Source organism: Variovorax sp. WS11, assembly GCF_010499245.1.
In the GTDB taxonomy this organism is placed as follows: domain Bacteria; phylum Pseudomonadota; class Gammaproteobacteria; order Burkholderiales; family Burkholderiaceae_C; genus Variovorax.
On the sequence record NZ_JAAGOW010000005.1, the window covers coordinates 121,615 to 138,995 of the forward strand.

Consider the following 17,381-nt stretch of genomic DNA (forward strand, 5'->3'; position numbering starts at 1 on the left):
ATGGCTATCGGACGCCCCGCGCCGCCATTGATTCCGGAGACCAGTCGCGCTTGGTCCAGGTCGGCGCCGAGCCCGGACCGTTCAGGCCGGCCCTGAGGGGACCGTTGCCCGCCATGCCGCACATGACATAGACATTGTTCGACAGGTCGTAGACCAGCCAGGGCAATGCATACGCGATGTCCTTGTCGTACAGCTGGATCGGCAGCGACATGCTGACGCGAAACAGCTTGTCGGCGTTGTCGTACTGGTCGGACATGCCCGTCCCGGGATTGTCCTCGTCCCAGTAAAAGACACGCTTCTTGTAGAGGTGCCGCTTTCCGTCGAGCAACTCGGCCTCGACCACCCAGACACGGTGCAGTTCCCACCGCATGTAGTCCGGATTCAGGAACTTCGGCGTCCCGGTGACGGCCATGCCCTTTTCGAGGTCGTTGGTCTGCTGGGACAGGTAGAGCTTGTAGGCGTTGTACGGGAGGTACATCTCCTTCTTGCCGAGCAGCTTGAAGGCGTAGCGATCCATCCGTCCGGAGAACACCCCGATGTCGTCGAATGTGACCATGCCCGCCCCTGCGGAGTAGGGCGTGTCGTAGGCCAGTTCAGGTGCGACCTTGACGCGGCGCTGTCCGGGCACGTACTGCCAGGCGCGGCGATCGGCCGTCGTGAAGTCCAGCGGGTCGACCAGGATGAACTGCTGCCCGGCCAGCGCTGCCGGCGCAATTGCGTTGGTGTTCTGCTTGAGGTAGATGCTGTTGCGCTCCGGGTTGTCCGCTTGGTAGTACGGATACTCATAGCGCATGTTCGAAGTGCCGGTCAGTGTCCGGCGGCCGGTGCGGTCCACGTAGTAGTTGCTCGAGGTGAATTCCACCACTTCTCCGGAATAGGCCAGCAGGTGGTTCCACATCACCTCATAGCCGTTCTTGGGCACCGGGAACGGAAGGCCCCCTTCCGCACCCGTGATGCCGAGGCCGTTGCCCGTCGTCTGGGCGCGTGTGGCGTTCTTCACCGTGGCATCGATCACCGATTGCGGCATCGCCGCCGACCGGTGGGTGGGGTAGATGTCCATCCGGTAATCCGGGTAGCGCGTGAGCAATGCCTTCTGTCCTTCGGTCAGCTTCTCGGCGTGCTCGGCCATGTTCTTCGACGTAATCGTGAACAGGGGCTTGTCGTCCTTGTAGGGATCCGGGTAGAACCCGCTCCCCGGCTGATAGTCGGGTGGCGCCTTGCGCAGGCCACCGGTGTAAGGCGGAATGGTTCCGTCCTTGTTGCCTGCGATCTCGGCGCCCCACGGCGTGAGCGTTGTGCCGAGCTGCTTGGCCTCTTCCGGCGTGACGCCGGCGTGGATCAGGCCGGCGGCCAGCGCCAGCGCACAGGCGGACCAGCGAGCGAACTTCTTCATGTTTGTCTCCTTGCAACTCAGAACGTCGTCTTGAAGGTCAGCGAGACCCAGCCGCGGTCGGCGAAGGTATTGCCCAGGCCGTTCACGGCGCTGACCGCCGGCATGCCATTGACCAGCCCTTGTTTTGTCTTGAGCAGATAGCCGTTGTATTGAAGGCTGAAGCTGTACTTGCCGCGAACCTCGGCGGTGAGGCCCAGGCTGTAGGACCCCGCGCCTTGGTTTCCGCCAAAGGGCACGGGCGAGTTACCTTTCAGGCCCGTTTGCAGGAACATCGGCGCCTTGAGGTCGACGCCGCTGAAGACCTGGTACCAGACAGGCTCGAAGCGCAGCGCGATTCCCCAGGCGCCGCGCGTGGCGCAGCCGTCCCACTTGTCAGCCGTCGGGCAGCCCGGATAGCCCACGCCGGCGTAGTTGGCCCCGTTGCTAGTCACCTTGTCCAGGCGGCTGTAGGTCAGCTCGGCGATGTAGGTGGCACTGTCGAACAGCGCGTTGCCCGGCATGAGCCCGAGGATGTTGACCAGCGCATGCCAGGTGTTGCCGCGCGGCTCGGCGCCGGCCAGCGTGGCCGCGCCGTTGACCAAGCCAGTGTTCTTGCGATAGACGATCTCGGAGCCCAGGCTCAGCCCTGCGATCTCCTTGCTCAGGCTGACGCCGAAGAGCTTTGCACCGGGCAGGTAGGACAAGCGCAGGTCGGTGGGAAAGCCCGACGGCTGCAGGCCGCCCTGCACGTACTGCGGAAAGCGGTCGGTGTATTCGCGGTAGTAGAAGCCCAGCGCTCCGTTGAGTGCCTCGGGTCGCCAAGTCGCCTTGGCGCCCCAGTCGCCCCGGTTCCGGGGCCGGTCTTGTACGCCGAGGAATGGCACGGCGGCAATCGATCCCGGGGGCATGCCGAACCTGCCAGCGATTGCGTTCGCCGACGCCGGGTTGATCACATAGGTGCCGCCACCGAGCGACGAAAAGTCCACTGCGCCCAGATAGGTGCCGCCATCGGGCAGCCGCGACGGATCCCACTCCAGCATGTACTGCGCGCCGACACTCAGGTTGTCCGTGAGGTGCACCTCGCCCGACGCCTGGGCCTGCGGCAGATAGAGTTCCTTGATCTCCACGCCAGGCGTGGTGGAGAGCTTCCGCAGGTCCACCGGGCCCTGGGAGTACGACACCCCATGAACGAAGGAGAAGAACGACTCCCCCCAGTAGACGTTGTGACGGCCCAGACGTACGTCCACCGGCGTGGCGCCGGCGTCGAAGCGGCCGAACACGAAGGCGTCGAGCAGCTCACCGGAGGGACCTCGGTTCCAGCGCCGGGTGTACGCGGAGTAACGATCTCCGGGGTAAGCGCCGCTCAGGTTGCCCAACCCGGGGACCGTGAACAACGGGTTCGACTTGACTTCGGTGTTGCGGTAGGCGTGGTCGTACCAGGCCGCCCCGCTGATGCGCCCCCCGAATCGCTGCTTGTACTTCACATCGAACTCGCTCAGGAGATCGACCCGGTGAGTGACGACGTCCCCGCGCCCGAATTTCGAATCGGAGTCGTCGTAGCTCGTGTTGTTGAGCACCGCCGAGTCCTGCCGTTGCGCGCGCACGCCGAGGTTGTAGCGCACCGTGTTGTCCCAGCGCACCGACAGATCGGGATTGTCTGTCTCCAGCGGCATGGCGGAGGCCCCCAGTGGCGCTCCGCAGCACGTCAGCAGCGCGAGTGCTCGGCGCATGCGACGGCGGGCGTGGGCGCGGTTGCTCGCACGCTTCCGCTGCCGCTCTTTCATCGGTTTCATCTTGTCTCCAATCTCTTACTTCCTGAGGATCGAACAGCGATCGCGTTCAGTGACCTGCCGCGTCGGTTGTCCGGGCTTGGGGCTACGGCGGCATGTCGAGTTCGTCGTTGCCGAAGGGGAAGCTGGCCCGATAGGCCTCCAGCCGCTCCCTGAGCACGGCCGGCAGCGGGCGAGACTCGCGCACCGCCCGGTGAACGCACACCGCGCTGAACTGCGCATCGAACAAGCGCAGGCCCTCCAGGTCCCGCGCCTCCATGGCCAGGTCGAAGCTGCGCACGCGGATGTCGCTGACGAAGACGCGCATGTCGAACTCCTGGTCGGGTCGCAGCGAGTGGTGAAAGACGAACTGCATCGCCTTCGCGGGCGTGCCGAGATCGATCTCGGCCATGCGCTGCTGCAGAGGGACACCCAGCAAGCGCTCCATGAAAGCGTCCAGCGCTTCCACGATGTAGTCGCAGAAGCGCGGTGTGTAGACCACGCCGGCCGGATCGCACTCTCCCCATCTCACGCGCCGCCGCATCCGCACCAGGCCGGTGTCCGGCGACGCCGACGCTTCGAGCGCGCTCATAAGGCAAGCTCTCTTTGGTTGAAGGCCGCCGAAGTGCTGCGGCGCAGGGTTGTCCACCGGGCTTGGTTGTGGACAACGCGCTGGCCCTTTGTCAGGCCACGAAGCGTGTTGTCCACAACTGCGAAGCACCCGGTGGTCAACCCGTGTTCAGCGCGAGGACTTTGCGTGTGTGCGGCATTGACGCCGTCGAGGAGAACAACCGAAGGTATCGACCGACTTCCGTGCCCCTGCGGTGACTGCCTAGTGCGCTTGCCTTTCAAAGGCCCGAATGAGACCCGCAGCCCGCAGGGTGCCGGAAGGCCACGACGGGCCACAGGATGTAGCGCCAGGCCTACCCAGCTGGAGCGCCAATTTATGAGCTTCCCGCCGCGCCTTCCGACACGGGCAGTCATACCGCAACTTCCAGGAGTCTGTCCATGAGTACCAATGCTTGCAGCAGCGTGTTTGTCGGCCTGGACTGGGCCGTGCACACCCATGCGGTGTGTGTCGTCGACATCACAGGCCGTGTGCTTGAGCGCTTCGAGATCGCCCACGATCGCGAGGGCCTGGCCGAGTTGATGCGACGCCTGGCTCGCTTCGGCGCGCGTGTGCGCATCGCCATCGAGCGGCCTTCGGGCCTGATCGTCGACGCCCTGGTCGAGGCCGGCCATCGTGTCTTTCCGATTCATCCCAACGCGGTCAAGGCCAGCCGTCCGCGCTACCGCAGCCATGGCGCCAAGAGTGATGCCTCCGATGCTTACCTGCTGGCCGACCTGCTGCGCACCGACGGCCACCGCTGGGGGGAGTTGTCGCCGCAGTCCGATTCGATCCGCGCGCTGCGTGCGCTGGTGCGCTCGCGCGACGATCTGGTGGCCACCCGCGTGGCACTGGGCAACCAACTGCGCAGCACGCTCGAGGCCTTCTGGCCCGGCGCGGCTTGCATCTTCTGCGACATCACTTCGCCCATCGGGTTGGCGTTTCTCAAGCGCTATCCCTCGGCCGTGTCGGCCACCCGGCTGAGCGAGGCCGCCTTGAACCGGTTCTGCCGCAGCCAGCACTACAGCGGACGCCGCAGTCCGGCCGAGTTGCTGGTGCGGCTCAACAGCGCCGCAACGGGCCTGGCCGGCCCCCTCACCAATGAGGCTGCTGGGCAGCTCGTGCGCTCGATGGTGGCGGTGCTGCAGCCGCTGGTCGAACAGATCGCCGAACTCACGCGACGCATCGAGCGCTTCGTCGAGTCGCTGCCCGACGGGCAGATCATCATGTCCTTCCCGCGGGCCGGCCGTGTCTGCGCCGCGCAGATCCTGGCCGAGTTGGGTGATGTGCGCGAGCGTTTCCCCACGCTCGATCAGCTGGCCTCTGAAGCTGGCGCCGTCCCAGTGACCTACCAGTCCGGCAAGACCCGCAGCGTGGCCTTCCGATGGGCCTGCAATCACCGCCTGCGCCAGGCCATCACTTGCCTGGCCGACAACTCGCGTCACGCCAACGACTGGGCACGCTCCATCTACGCCGCAGCGCGTGCCCGCGGCTGCGATCACCCCCATGCGATCCGCATCCTCGCGCGAGCTTGGCTGCGCGTCATCTGGCGCGCATGGACCGACCGCATTCCCTATGACCCAGCGCGCCATCTTGGCGCCCTCAAGCTCGCTTCCAGCGAGGGAGGTTGACCCAGGATGTCTCATTGGCGCACCTCGGCCCGGTCACACGCGAAAGTGCGCGACGGGTCCGGCAAGTTCGCGCCGTACCGCTTCATGAAACGCGGGTACTCGGCGTAGAGCCGGGCCGCATCGACCCGGCCGGTTCGGGTCAGGAAGTCGAAGACAAAGGGGATCGGATCCAGCGCGTCCACCTTGGCCGGGAAGCTCTCGTACCACATGAAGCTCTTTTCCGCGGCGGCCACGAGCTTGGCCTTCGCGGGTTCGCGCGCCAGGCGGAAGGTCGCCAACGCGCTGCGCATGTCGGCCGGCGAACTCGCGAGTGCGTCGGCCAGCGCGATGGCATCTTCCATCGCAATGCGGGTACCCGACCCGATGCTCGGGTGGGCACTGTGCAGCGCGTCACCGATCAGGACACGGTGTCCGACCGACCACTGCGTACTGCGCACCACCGGCAGGCTGTGCCAGAGCGACTTGTTGCTGATCAGCGCACAGCCGCCCAGTTCCTCCGCGAACACCTGCTCGGCCAACCCGCGACGCTCGTCGTCGCTCATCGCGTCCAGGCCGAGCCGAGTCCAGGTACCGGCGTCGCACTCGGCCACGAACGTGCTCATGCGCTCGCTGTACGGGTAAGCGACGCCGACGAAATGCCCGCCGCGGTACCGACGGAAACACATCACCGGATAGGGGAAATGCTTCTCCGTGCCGTACCAGGCAAGCCTGTTGGTCAACATCCAGCTTGTGGTGCCGAACGCCGCCTCATGGCGCTTGCGCAACACTGAGTTCACACCGTCGGCCCCCACCACCAGGTCGGCGTCTTCGATGGCGTCGAGGTCGTCGAGGTCGTCGATGCGCATGCCATGATGCAGACGGACGCCCGCGGCCTGGCAATGCGTTTCCAGAATCTGCAGCAGGCGCAGCCGAGCAATGGCCCCACCGTAGCCTCCGCCATCGATGAAGATGGTTTCGCCAGGGTGCTTGATGACCCGATGGCGCGTGAAGAACGAGGCCTTCACGATGGCCGCGTACGATGCTTCGTCGGCCCGCTGGAGGCGGTCGAGTCCCCGGTCCGCCAGCACGATACCGAAGCCGTACGTGGCACCTTGCGGATTCTGTTCGAAGACCTCGACCCGGGCACCCGCGAACCGGCGCTTGGCCAGCAAGGCGAAGTACAAGCCGGACGGGCCGCCCCCGATCACATGGATCTTCATGGCGCGCCTTCGCTTTCGATGCGCATGACATCGCGCCCGTATTCGGTGATGCGCCCCCGGAATCCACCGGACAAGGCGCTATTCCACAACGCAGGACCCAGGCCGAGCTCCTTGCGCGAGAACTCGAGCACGCGCTCGGCCTCGATGCGCCAGTACCCGTGCACCGGCTTGCGGACTCGGCAGCCCGCCATTGCCGCGGCTTTCAGCAGCGGCTCGAACTCGGCGATATCCGGAACGAAGACGGTGACCATCAGAGCGACTCCGGCAACTCTCGCGACACGAGTTCACCCTTGGCACGCCACACGGATTCGATGCTCCGCTGGCGGCCGCCCGCCGTCCGCTGCGCAGCTTCATCCTCGACCGCGGCTCGCAGCGTCAGCTCCGCGTCGTGCGCATCGATCTCGTTGAAGGTCCGCAGCGGCCTCGTGATCTCCAGGTAATAGCCGTTGGGGTCGCGGAAGTAGATCGACTCGATGACCTCGTGTTCGATCTGGTACAGGATCGGAACGCCTCGGCTTTCCAGGCGGGCGCGCCAAGCGATCAGCTCCTCGCGTGTCTCGACCTTCCACGCTGTATGGTTGGCGTCGTTGTCGTACTCAGGCCGGTGCACGAGGTGCTCGGGCTGGTCGTTGCCGAGGTAGTAGAAGAAGGCGATCGTGCTGCCCTGGCCGCTGTCGAAGAAGAAGTGCAGGAAGTCCGGATGGTCGGCCGGCCCCCAACCGCGGGCTGATACGGTATGCACCAATGGGAGACCGAGTACATCCTTGTAGAACGCGACCGTCTCGGCCAGCCTCCAGGTGGGCCGCGCCGAATGGTGAACCCCATTGAGCATCAATTGAGGGGTTGTCATGCTGCGTTCACTCCCGCAGCCCAGGCCGCCTGGGCTATTTGTTCTTCGGCCAACTTGGCCCGGATGGCGCTGCGAAGCACGGCCTTGTCGAGTTTGTTGACTTTCGTCACCGGCAATGCCTCGATCACCTCGATGCGCTCAGGCCACTTGAACTTGGCTAGGCCGAGCACCTCGAAGTGGCGTCCGAGTTCGACGACGGAGGGTGCGCACTCGCCCTCCTTGATGACAAGGAACGCGCATATCCGCTCACCGAGCACCGCATCCGGCATGCCAACGACGGCGCAGCCGGACACGGCCGGATGGGTGGACGCCGCGTTTTCGACTTCCTCGCAGTTGACCTTCTCGTTTCCGCGGTCGATCACATCCTTGGTGCGTCCGGCGAAGGCGTAGTAGCGCCTTCCGCCGATCATGCGTTCCACCAGGAGGTCGCCGCTGCGGTAGAAGCCGTCTTCGGTGAAGGCCTGCTGGTTGCGCTCCGGAGCGTTGTAGTAGCCGCTCAACGTGTACGGCCCCCGACAGGTCAGCTCGCCAACCTCGCCGAGCGCCACTTCCCGATCGCCGCCCGGCTCGACCAATCGGATTTCGTCGAACCGGGACAGCGGCCGGCCGATGGTCCAGTCGAGCGCTTCGTCGGGATCGCCTTCGCGACAGTAGAGATTCATGCCCTCGGTCATCCCGAACATTGCAAGGCTCGGAATGCCGTACTTCTCGCGCACGAGCCGCGCGCCGTCCGGCGACCAGCTGCCGCGCACTCGCTCAAGTGAGCCATAGTCCTTCTGCAACATCTCTTCGAGACGCGGCAGAAGCGGGCGGATCAAGCCGATGAAGGTGGGCTTCTTCTCGCGGAAGATGCGCCCCCAGGCCTCGGGGGTCAGGTCCCTCGGAATCGTGAACGACGCACCGGCCAGCAGACAGGGCAGCCAGAAGCAGATCATCGAGGCGTTGTGGATCATGGGCATCGGCATGAACAGCACGTCGTCCACGGCATATCCGAGCACGTCGATCGTGAGCCGCGCGTTCAGCAGGTAGTCGTTGTGCATGCGCGGTATCACCTTCGGCACGCCGGAGGTACCCCCGGAGAGCTGGAAGACGGCGACCTGGAAGGGATCGCGAGGGACGCTGCGCAGGGACTCGCGTGCGCTGCCTCGCTCCTGAGCGGACACCAAGTCATCGAAGCGAAGCACGCCCGCTTTGCCCTCGCCGCCGATGGAAATGACATGGTGCACCGTCGGGATTCGCGGCCGGACCTTGAGCGCGAAGTCGATCAGGTCGAACTTCGGGTCGTTGCCCTGCACGATATGCACGCGCGCCTCGGTGTGACAGCCGAGATAGACGATCTCGTGCTCCCGGTGCACGGCCAGCGTACAGACCGGAATGAGCCCTGCCTTCAGGCAACCCACCACGGCGTAGACCAGCTCCTTGCAGTTGCCGCATTGGAAGAGCACCCGGTCCAATGGCTCCAGGCCGAGCCCGAGCAGCGCCCCTGCGAAGCGATCGGTGATGTCGTCGAGCTGCGCGTACGACACGTCGCCTTCATCCGTGGCCAGCGCGGTACGGCCGGCGTTCGCGGAGAAGGAGGCGCTGAGCGCATCCACCAACGTCTCCAGTTCGAGTTCTCCGCCCTCGACATAGCGCTTCAGGCGCTCGACGGGCGGATAGATGACGCCCGGGATCGGGACCTTCACTCCAATCATTGCTTTATCTCCTGGTGGCGCAGATCGTCCGTGTTGGCCCACTGATCGGGGATCCGGTCTGCTCTCGATGTTGACGCAAGATTAGTCGATATTTATCTGCCCTGTCAATTCTTTTTGATTGAGCAACTCACATCGACGGCGTCAACCATGCGGTGGGACATCTCGCCGATGCGCTCGATCCACAAGCTCACCGTGTCGCCCGCCTTCAGGAACCGCCCGTGCGGCACACCCACGCCTGCCGGCGAGCCCGTAAGGATCAGATCCCCGGGTTGCAGCGTCAGTCGCGTCGACAGCCACGCGATCTGCTCTGCCACGCTGAAAATCATGCGATCGGTGCTCGAGTCCTGCATCAGGACGCCATTCACCCAGAGCTTCATCGCCAGCCGCTGCGGGTCACCAACTTGCGCCGCGGGCACGATCCACGGACCCAACGGACACGCCCCGTCGAAGCACTTCATCGTGATCCAGTCGTAGTGGAAAGGCGATCCCTGCGGCGTCAAGGGACGCCCGACCTCGCGCGCGGACAGATCATTCGCAATCGTGTAGCCGGCGACATGCGCGAGGGCTTCCTCCACTTTCACGTTCCTCGCCGCCCTGCCGATCACGGCGGCGAGTTCGATCTCGTGGTCGACGCGCACGGAATAGCCAGGCATGGCCACGTCAGCGCCTGGACCAACCAGCGCGTTCCGGCCGGTCTTGACGAAGTGGAACGGGCTCTCCCCCTGCTGCTTCGCGTTGAGACCCACCGGCTGAGACAGGACTCGCGCCATCTCCTCGACGTGATCCTGATAGTTGGCACCCGCCCCGAAGATGGTCGTGGAGCCCGGCAGGGGAGCGAGCAGCCGGACTTCTTCCAGCGAGGTGGATGGTTGATCGAGCAGGCCGGCCTGCGCGCGCTGCGCCGCCTGCCTCAACGCCGGTTCGGCAACCTCCCAGTCAAGGAGGATCGCCAGCAAGCCGTCGTACCGCTGGAGCCCGGTCGCGTCCGCCGCGTCGAAGACCCGCTCTCCCACGGCCAGCCCGGCGCGCGCGACGCCACCCTTCTCGAAGCTCAACAACCGGTACGACATGCCCAACTCCTTCTTTGTCTCTGATGCCTCAGTATTTAATTGGGATGGCAATACGTCAAGTCACATCAGCTTCTCGGCAGCCACCAGCCACCTGAAGCAGGCGCCGCTCGCGTATGTCAAGAGGAATTGCCCGGCGCTCTTTCAATGCATCACCATCATTGACATCCCTATCAATGATGGCTATGCTCGCGCCCCATGTCATGGAAAGGTGCCGAGAATGAGTTTCTCCGTCCGACTGAAACCGAGTGATCGAAGTTTTTCGGTGGAAGCGGACCGCACCGTGCTGGGTACCGCGTTGGCCAACGGCATTGGTTTGCCGTACAGCTGCTCGAGCGGCATCTGCCGGACCTGCTGCGCACGCGTGGTCGAAGGCTCGGTCAAGCACAAATTCTCTTCCTTGTCTGCGCAGGAGGAGGACGCCGGCTTTGCTTTGCTTTGCCAGGCCATGCCGCTCACCGATCTGGTGATCGAGGCGCAGGAGGTGTCCCTGGTCGGGAAGATCGAGGTCCAGCGCGTGATCGTGTCCGAGATGCGGCTCGCCGCGCCCGACGTGATGGTCGTGACGCTGCGGCTGCCTCCTCGCAAGAGCCTGAATTACTTGGGAGGCCAGTACCTCGAAGTTCTACTGCCCGATGGCGAAGCCAGGCGCTATTCACTGGCCACCGTACCGCAGGTGGCCGGCAACTGGGAATTCGATCTGCACATCCGGCACTGCCCCGGTGGGCGCTTCACCGATCATGTGTTCGGCGCGATGAAGGCGCGCAGCGCCCTCACGATCCGCGGGCCGCTGGGCACGTTCTTCTTGCGCGAGGACAGCGACCGGCCGATCATCCTGGTCGCCAGCGGAACCGGGTATGCCCCCATTCGTGCCCTCCTCGGGCGCGCGCTGGAAGCGCAAACCCAGCGCGACATCTGGCTCTACTGGGGAGCCCGCAGCCGCGGCGACCTCTATCTGGCCGACGAGCCCCGGCAGTGGGCTGAGCGGCACGAGCGGCTGCGCTTCGTCCCGGTCCTGTCCGAGCCCCTGCCGTCGGATCACTGGCAAGGCCGCACCGGATTCGTTCATCAGGCCGTCATGGCCGATTTCCCCGACCTGTCAGGCATGCAGGCCTATGCGTGCGGCGCGCCCGCCATGGTCGATGCCGCACGACGCGACTTCGTGAACCTGCGCGACTTGCCGGCAGCGCAGTTTTTCGCCGACGCGTTCCTCAATGAAGCCGATCTTGCCGAGAAGGCAACGACGGCCTGAAGTACCCATCACGCCCATCCGAAGGAGACATGAAATCATGGAAGCAACCACCGAAGTTCTGACGTGGGAACATCGCCCACACCCCAATCCGGTCGTCAAGTCGATGCTGCTGACGCACGGCACGGCGGAATCCTATGACCTCAAGAAGAGCCGGCGGTTCTACGAGGAGTTCCTCGGCCTCAGTTGCGTGCAGATCGCTCCCGAGAGCGTCATCTTCGCGCTGGGCGTTCGCTTCCACGTCGTAGTGCTCGCCTTCGGACAGGCGCCGCGGCCGCAGGGCATCGCCAACCACTGGGGCGTTCAGGTCGGCACGAAGGAAGAGGTCGACGAGGCCTACAAAAAATGCATCGAGCTCAAGGACGAGTACGGTATCCGCGAGGTCGTTCCGCCGGCTGACCAATCCTGGGGCGCCTACACCCTCCTGTTCGAGGACCTGGACCACAACTGGTGGGAGATCGAGTACTACCCGGGAAACCTGACGGACGACTTCTTCGCCTTCGGCGACGTCACCTAGGAGCATCCCTCTCCCGCGAAGCGCCGCCGGCACCTGCCGGCCGCGCTTCGCGTCCGCAAGACCCACGCACGGATGCGCTTCGCGCAGCCGTGGAAAGTCACATTCGTATCTTTCATCAGCCGAAGCTACCCCATGATTCAGAAGACGCTCAAGATCGAGCATGCGGATTACCTGTTCACGCTCGATCGTGACCGCCGCATCATCCAGAATGGCTCCTTGCTGGTCGAGGGCCAACGGATCCGTCGCATCGGACCCGCCGCCGAGCTCCAAGACGTCGCCGCCGACCGAGTGATCGACGCCAGGGGCAAGGTGGTCACGCCGGGATTCGTCAACGCGCATGATCACCTCTACCCCCAGATCATGCGCGGCATGATGCTCGACGAGATCGGCCCGACCTACGTGGAGGACTTCTGCTCGGTGCGCGATGCGATCAGCGAGGAGGAGGAGTATCTCGGCGTGCTCTCGTGCCTCACGGAACACCTCAAGTACGGCACGACGACGATCCTCAATCCGGGCGACTCCCCGCGGCTCGATCCCGCCTTCCAGGCCTACGAGGAAACCGGCGCGCGGGTCATCATGGGCCGCAACGTCACCGACGTACCCAACAAGGTCCAGACCCGGACAGTGCCGACGCCGCAAGCACTGGCCGAGCTGGAACAGGTCATCAGGCGCTACAACGGTCGCTGCAGCGACCGCGTCACGGCATGGGTCATGCTGGCCTATGCGACCACGGCGTGCAGCGAAGAGCTGGCGGTGGCCAGCAAGCGGCTGGCGGACACGCATGGTGTTGGCATGACCTTCCACCAGTCAGCACGACAGGTCCATGTCGATGAGAGCCTGCGCTTGCATGGCATGCGCCCGGTCGAATACCTGGAGAAGCTCGGCGTTGTCGGGCCGAATGTTCTGCTCGGCCACGCCCTGCGTGTGAGTGACCGGGAAATCGAGATCATGGCGCGCACGCAGACGCGGGCCGTGGCCTGCCCGGGGACCTCGTTGCGCTGCGGCTACGGGACGACCGCGATCGGCAAGTTGCCCGAGATGCTGGCGCAGGGCGTGGTGGTCGGCTTGGGGACCGACTCCAGCGACTTCGGCGTGGCCGAGACGATGCGCCAGATGTACCTCGCCGCGACGCTGTACAAGGATGCGCGCGAGGACACGCGCCTCGTTCCGGCGGAGAAGGCATTGGAGATGGCGACCATCGACGGCGCGCGCGTCCTGGGCCTGGAGAAGGACATCGGCTCGCTGGAACCCGGCAAGAAAGCGGACATCGTCCTGTTCGACGCGCGTCGCCCGGAATGGCGCCCGATCCTCAATCCGGTGAACAACCTGGTCTACAACGCCGACGGGCGCAGCGTGGAGACGGTGATCGTCGACGGCAGCATCCGCATCGAAGGAGGACGTCCGACCTTCATCGACGAAACGGCGCTGTCGGACCGGGTGCAAGCCGCCGCCGACGCGCTGGTCGCACGCGCCGGCTTCAACGTGCCGTCCCGCTGGCCGATCGTGCGCTGAATGCGCTCAGCCTGAACAGGAGATTGCCTTGACCTACATCGTCGCTGCCGATACCGGCGGCACCTTCACCGACCTCGCCGCCTACGACCGCGACACCGGCCGGGTCGTCTACACAAAAAGCCTGACCAACTACACCGAATTCGTCGACGGGGTGATGGATTGCGTGCGTAAGGCCGACATCGACCTGTCGCGCACCGGCAGCGTCAAGTTCGGCACCACGCTCGTCATCAACACCTACGTGCAGCGCAACGGCGCGCTCACCGCCGTGGTGACGACGCGCGGCTTCCGCGACGTGCTCGAAATCCGCCGCGGCAATCGCCCGATCCCCTTCGATCTGCGCTACGAGCGTGAGCCGGCGCTGGTCGAACGCGAGCTGCGATTCACGGTCGGCGAGCGCGTCGGTGCGCGCGGCGAGATCCTCCAACCCCTCGACGAGGCCGGGCTCGAACGCGTCGCCGACGAGCTGAAGCGGCTGGGCGTCCAGGCGGTGGCCGTGTCGTTCATCAATGCCTATGCCAACGACGCTCACGAGCAGCGCGCGGCGCAGATTCTGCGTTCGCGGTTGCCCGGCGTCTACGTGTGCGCAGGCACTGAGCTGAGCCGCGAGTGGTACGAATACGAGCGCACGTCCACGGCGGTGGCCAATGCCTATGTCGGCCCCAAGCTTCAGCAATACGTGGGCCGGCTGCAAGACCGGCTCGCGGCGCAAGACTTTACGAAATCGTTCTTCCTCATGGCGTCCAACGGCGGGGTGTTCTCGGCCGCGATGGCGCAGCAGCGCCCGGTGATGCTGGTGGAGTCCGGGCCTGTCGGCGGCTGTATCGGCGCAGGCGTGTACGCCCGCGAACTCGGCCTCGAGCGGGTGATCGCATTCGACATGGGCGGGACCACCGCCAAGTGCGCAGTGCTCGAGAATGGCCGTTTCGAAGTGAAGTCGCCCTACTACGTCGGCGGCTACGAGCGCGGCTTCCCGGTCAGCGGTGGCGTGCTCGACATCGTCGAGGTGGGTACCGGCGGCGGTTCCGTGGCGTGGGTGGACGCACAAGGCAGCCTGCACGTGGGGCCCCGCAGCGCCGGGTCCACGCCCGGCCCGGTGTGCTACGGCCGCGGCGGGACGGAGCCGACCGTCACCGACGCTAACCTGGTATTGGGTCGCATCGCGCCCTCGTCATTCCTCGGCGGCGAGATGCCGCTCGACGAGTCGGGGGCGCGCGACGCCATCGCGCGGCTCGCCAGCCAGCTCGGCTTCGAAGGACCGGGCGGGGTCGACGACATGGCCCAGGGCATCCTGTCGATCGGCGCCTTGACGATGGCGTCGGCCATCAAGCAGATCACGATCGAACGCGGCTACGACGCGCGTGACTTCGCGATGGTGGCGTTCGGCGGCGGTGGGCCGCTGCACACGGCCGCGCTGGCGCGCGAGCTGTCGATCCCGCACCTCGTGATTCCACCGGAGCCAGGCAACTTCTCGGCACTCGGCATGCTCCTGGCCGAGGCCCGCGTCGACCAGGCGCGCACATTCCTGCGGCTGCTGGAGCCCAGCTCCATCGACGAGATGGGTGCGTGCTTCCTCGACATGCAGGTGGAAATGACCGACACGCTGGCCCGCGACTTCGCCGGCGCACGGCTGCGGTTCGAGCAGCAGGTCGAGCTGAGCTTTCGCGGTCAGAAGCACTCGTTGCGCCTGCCGCTGGAGTCGCAGCACGGCGTCGACGGCATCCGGCGCCAGTTCGAGGAGATCTACCGGCGCCGCTACGGTCACGTCGAGGAGGGCGCACCCATCCAGACCGTCGCGCTGGTACTGACCGCGTTCGCGGACGTCGAACGCCCCGATCTCGCCCTCCTGGCGCCCAAGGTGGCGGCCTCGCCACCGGGGCCGGCGCGCACCCGGCCGGTGTACTTCGCGGAGCGCGGACGCCGACTCGAGACGCCGGTGTTCAGCCGGTACACGCTGCCCCCTGGCTTCGCCCACGCGGGACCCGCGATCATCGAAGAGTACGGATCGACGACCGTCGTGGGTCCCGACGACCGCTTCGAGATCGGTCGCCTGGGCGAGATCCACATTCGTTTCCACTAAAGGCAGGGAGGTGCCACTCATGTCCAAGACCGACATCAACCCGATCACCGCGGAGATCATCCGCCACAGCCTGCAGGCAATCCCCAAGCAGATCGAGCTCAACATCACCCGCACCGCGTACAGCCCGCTGGTGTTCGAATTCAAGGATTACGCCGTCGGCATCGTCGACCCCGAAGGCCGCCTGATTTCGGAATCCGGCGGCGGGATACCGCTGTTCGTCGCCGACGCGCTGGGCGTGGGCGTGCGCGATGGGCTCGCCGTCCACGGGCGGGACGGCATCCGGCCGGGCGACGTGCTCATCTCCAACCATGCCGGCACGATGGGCCAGCACCTCAACAACGTCATCATGTACACGCCGGTGTTCGTCGACGCCGAGCTGGTCGCGTTCATGGCGGTGATCGTGCACTGGATCGACATCGGCGGATGGGCCGTCGGTTCTGCCGCGGCGGTAGGCACCACCGACATCTTCCAGGAAGGGATGCAGTTCCGCAGTGTCAAGCTCTGGTCGGACGGCAAGCCGGTCGCGGACATGTACCGGACGATCGAACTGAATTCGCGCTTTCCCCGCATGCTGATGGGAGACATCGAGTCGCAACTGGCCGGCTGCCTGCTCGGCCGCGACATGATCGCCGAGCTGGTCCGCAAATATTCGCTACCGACCCTCCGCGCTGCGGTCGAGTTGACCTGGCACAGGTCCGAGATGGCCGCCCGGGAGGCGATACGGCGCATCCCGGACGGAACGTACGAGGCGAGTTCCTTCCTGGACGACGACAACCTGGAACTCGGCAAGCCGGTGCCCATCCGCGTCGTAGTGCGTGTTCGCGGCGATGAGATGACCGTGGACCTGTCCGGCGTGGCCGACCAGGTCAAGGGCTCCATCAACTCGGGCCGTTTCGGCGGGGCCACGACGGCGGCGCGCATCGCCTTCAAGTATCTGTGCGCGCCTCACGAGCCTTCGAACGACGGCAGCTATCGTCCCCTGCACGTGGAAATCCCGGATGGAAAGTTCCTCAGCGCGAGCGGGCGCGCGGCGATGTCGATGTACAGCCCACCGCTGCCAACCGTCATCGACACCATCCTGCGCGCGATGGAGCCGGCGCTGCCGCAACACGTGGCGGGCGGCCATCATGCCAACTTCGGCTCGCACGTCTTCGAAGGACGCCATCCAGACAGCGGTGAGCTGTTTCTGGCGCTTCTGGGCACCCACAGCGGCTGGGGCGCATCGGCCGGGCACGACGGGCCCGGCCCCTACAAGACGATGGCGCACGGCGACACGCTCGACGTACCGATCGAGGCGATCGAGCAGCTCTATCCGTTGCGCTTCGAGCACTACGAAGTGCGCCCGGACTCGGCTGGCGCTGGCCAGTTCCGCGGCGGCACCGGGTACGAGAAGGTCATCCGCGCACTGGCGCCCTGCACGGCGCAGCTGAACTTCGATCGGGCCGGATGTGCGCCGTGGGGCATCCAGGGCGGCGCAGACGGCGCCGTGCCGATCACGACCATCGAGCGGCCCGGCACGTCGCCGGAACGCAAGATGAAAGCCTCTGTGGACCTGCAGGCCGGCGACAGGCTTCGCGTGCTGAGTTCGGGTGGCGGCGGCTACGGCACATCGAACCTGCGCGAGCCGGAACGGGTCGCGCTCGATGTCAAGCGGGGCTATGTGAGCGTCGAGGGCGCGCGTCGCGACTATGCGGTGGCGCTGGACGCGCGAGGCGAGCTGCTGCCAGGCGAAACCAGCGCCCTGCGCGGCCGGAACGGCAGCTGACCGGACGATCGAACGAGATGAAGCAACCGCGCCACTCGGCTGGCCGGAACTGACAGCCGGCCCGCGCACGTC

14 protein-coding genes are annotated in these 17,381 nt (G+C 65.6%); 6 read left to right on the forward strand and 8 right to left on the reverse strand.

Annotated elements, in window-relative coordinates; all coding sequences use genetic code 11:
- Nucleotides 1–4: 4 nt before the first annotated feature.
- The 3 genes from GXN78_RS35280 to GXN78_RS35290 form a co-directional block, all read right to left on the reverse strand.
- Nucleotides 5–1,393 carry a DUF1329 domain-containing protein gene (locus tag GXN78_RS35280; protein ID WP_106555491.1) on the reverse strand — a complete coding sequence of 463 codons (1,389 nt, stop codon included), beginning with the start codon at nt 1,391–1,393 and terminating at the stop codon, nt 5–7.
- A 17-nt stretch (nt 1,394–1,410) separates the two neighbouring features.
- On the reverse strand, nt 1,411–3,165 hold the full coding sequence (locus tag GXN78_RS35285) for a DUF1302 domain-containing protein (RefSeq protein WP_219910063.1): 1,755 nt from the start codon (nt 3,163–3,165) through the stop codon (nt 1,411–1,413).
- A gap of 82 nt (nt 3,166–3,247) precedes the next feature.
- On the reverse strand, nt 3,248–3,733 hold the full coding sequence (locus tag GXN78_RS35290) for a thioesterase family protein (RefSeq protein ID WP_106555489.1): 486 nt from the start codon (nt 3,731–3,733) through the stop codon (nt 3,248–3,250).
- A 416-nt stretch (nt 3,734–4,149) separates the two neighbouring features.
- Here GXN78_RS35290 and GXN78_RS35295 point away from each other — a divergent pair, with 416 nt between their 5' ends.
- On the forward strand, nt 4,150–5,379 hold the full coding sequence (locus tag GXN78_RS35295) for an IS110 family transposase (RefSeq protein ID WP_106561506.1): 1,230 nt from the start codon (nt 4,150–4,152) through the stop codon (nt 5,377–5,379).
- Nucleotides 5,380–5,390: 11 nt separating this feature from the next.
- Here GXN78_RS35295 and GXN78_RS35300 read toward each other — a convergent pair whose 3' ends face one another.
- The 5 genes from GXN78_RS35300 to GXN78_RS35320 all read right to left on the reverse strand — a co-directional run bounded on the left by GXN78_RS35300 (nt 5,391) and on the right by GXN78_RS35320 (nt 10,192).
- Nucleotides 5,391–6,578 carry an FAD-dependent monooxygenase gene (locus tag GXN78_RS35300; RefSeq protein ID WP_106560402.1) on the reverse strand — a complete coding sequence of 396 codons (1,188 nt, stop codon included), beginning with the start codon at nt 6,576–6,578 and terminating at the stop codon, nt 5,391–5,393.
- Nucleotides 6,575–6,829 (reverse strand): hypothetical protein, encoded by a 255-nt coding sequence (locus tag GXN78_RS42305; RefSeq protein ID WP_106560401.1) that lies wholly within the window; start codon nt 6,827–6,829, stop codon nt 6,575–6,577. The genes GXN78_RS35300 and GXN78_RS42305 overlap by 4 nt, the downstream gene beginning before the upstream one ends.
- Complete coding sequence (locus GXN78_RS35310) at nt 6,829–7,428, reverse strand: VOC family protein (RefSeq protein WP_106560400.1); 600 nt, start codon at nt 7,426–7,428, stop codon at nt 6,829–6,831. Before GXN78_RS35310 ends, GXN78_RS42305 begins: the two co-directional genes overlap by 1 nt.
- Nucleotides 7,425–9,122 (reverse strand): AMP-binding protein, encoded by a 1,698-nt coding sequence (locus tag GXN78_RS35315; protein WP_106560399.1) that lies wholly within the window; start codon nt 9,120–9,122, stop codon nt 7,425–7,427. The genes GXN78_RS35310 and GXN78_RS35315 overlap by 4 nt, the downstream gene beginning before the upstream one ends.
- Before the next feature lie 104 nt (nt 9,123–9,226).
- On the reverse strand, nt 9,227–10,192 hold the full coding sequence (locus tag GXN78_RS35320; protein WP_181360677.1) for a fumarylacetoacetate hydrolase family protein: 966 nt from the start codon (nt 10,190–10,192) through the stop codon (nt 9,227–9,229).
- A 217-nt stretch (nt 10,193–10,409) separates the two neighbouring features.
- Between GXN78_RS35320 and GXN78_RS35325 the strand changes: the two genes are divergently transcribed.
- From GXN78_RS35325 to GXN78_RS35345, 5 genes are all read left to right on the forward strand, one after another.
- Complete coding sequence (locus GXN78_RS35325) at nt 10,410–11,441, forward strand: CDP-6-deoxy-delta-3,4-glucoseen reductase (RefSeq protein ID WP_106560397.1); 1,032 nt, start codon at nt 10,410–10,412, stop codon at nt 11,439–11,441.
- A 37-nt stretch (nt 11,442–11,478) separates the two neighbouring features.
- The gene (locus tag GXN78_RS35330; protein WP_106560396.1) at nt 11,479–11,955 is read left to right on the forward strand and encodes a VOC family protein; all 477 of its coding nucleotides are present in this window, start codon (nt 11,479–11,481) and stop codon (nt 11,953–11,955) included.
- Between the two features lie 132 nt (nt 11,956–12,087).
- A complete protein-coding gene (locus GXN78_RS35335; RefSeq protein WP_164256226.1) occupies nt 12,088–13,467 on the forward strand; it encodes an amidohydrolase family protein in 1,380 nt (459 codons plus the stop codon).
- 28 nt (nt 13,468–13,495) lie between these two features.
- A complete protein-coding gene (locus GXN78_RS35340; RefSeq protein ID WP_106560394.1) occupies nt 13,496–15,544 on the forward strand; it encodes a hydantoinase/oxoprolinase family protein in 2,049 nt (682 codons plus the stop codon).
- Nucleotides 15,545–15,563: 19 nt separating this feature from the next.
- Nucleotides 15,564–17,309: a hydantoinase B/oxoprolinase family protein gene (locus GXN78_RS35345; RefSeq protein ID WP_106560393.1), complete on the forward strand. Its 1,746-nt coding sequence runs from the start codon at nt 15,564–15,566 to the stop codon at nt 17,307–17,309.
- Nucleotides 17,310–17,381 lie beyond the last annotated feature (72 nt).

What these genes read in the sequence shown, in the direction of transcription:
- GXN78_RS35280 (WP_106555491.1), bottom strand. Translation starts at nt 1,393, where the DNA reads ATGAAGAAGTTCGCTCGCTGGTCCGCCTGTGCGCTGGCGCTGGCCGCC.
- GXN78_RS35285 (WP_219910063.1), bottom strand. Translation starts at nt 3,165, where the DNA reads ATGAAACCGATGAAAGAGCGGCAGCGGAAGCGTGCGAGCAACCGCGCC.
- GXN78_RS35290 (WP_106555489.1), bottom strand. Translation starts at nt 3,733, where the DNA reads ATGAGCGCGCTCGAAGCGTCGGCGTCGCCGGACACCGGCCTGGTGCGG.
- GXN78_RS35295 (WP_106561506.1), top strand. Translation starts at nt 4,150, where the DNA reads ATGAGTACCAATGCTTGCAGCAGCGTGTTTGTCGGCCTGGACTGGGCC.
- GXN78_RS35300 (WP_106560402.1), bottom strand. Translation starts at nt 6,578, where the DNA reads ATGAAGATCCATGTGATCGGGGGCGGCCCGTCCGGCTTGTACTTCGCC.
- GXN78_RS42305 (WP_106560401.1), bottom strand. Translation starts at nt 6,829, where the DNA reads ATGGTCACCGTCTTCGTTCCGGATATCGCCGAGTTCGAGCCGCTGCTG.
- GXN78_RS35310 (WP_106560400.1), bottom strand. Translation starts at nt 7,428, where the DNA reads ATGACAACCCCTCAATTGATGCTCAATGGGGTTCACCATTCGGCGCGG.
- GXN78_RS35315 (WP_106560399.1), bottom strand. Translation starts at nt 9,122, where the DNA reads ATGATTGGAGTGAAGGTCCCGATCCCGGGCGTCATCTATCCGCCCGTC.
- GXN78_RS35320 (WP_181360677.1), bottom strand. Translation starts at nt 10,192, where the DNA reads ATGTCGTACCGGTTGTTGAGCTTCGAGAAGGGTGGCGTCGCGCGCGCC.
- GXN78_RS35325 (WP_106560397.1), top strand. Translation starts at nt 10,410, where the DNA reads ATGAGTTTCTCCGTCCGACTGAAACCGAGTGATCGAAGTTTTTCGGTG.
- GXN78_RS35330 (WP_106560396.1), top strand. Translation starts at nt 11,479, where the DNA reads ATGGAAGCAACCACCGAAGTTCTGACGTGGGAACATCGCCCACACCCC.
- GXN78_RS35335 (WP_164256226.1), top strand. Translation starts at nt 12,088, where the DNA reads ATGATTCAGAAGACGCTCAAGATCGAGCATGCGGATTACCTGTTCACG.
- GXN78_RS35345 (WP_106560393.1), top strand. Translation starts at nt 15,564, where the DNA reads ATGTCCAAGACCGACATCAACCCGATCACCGCGGAGATCATCCGCCAC.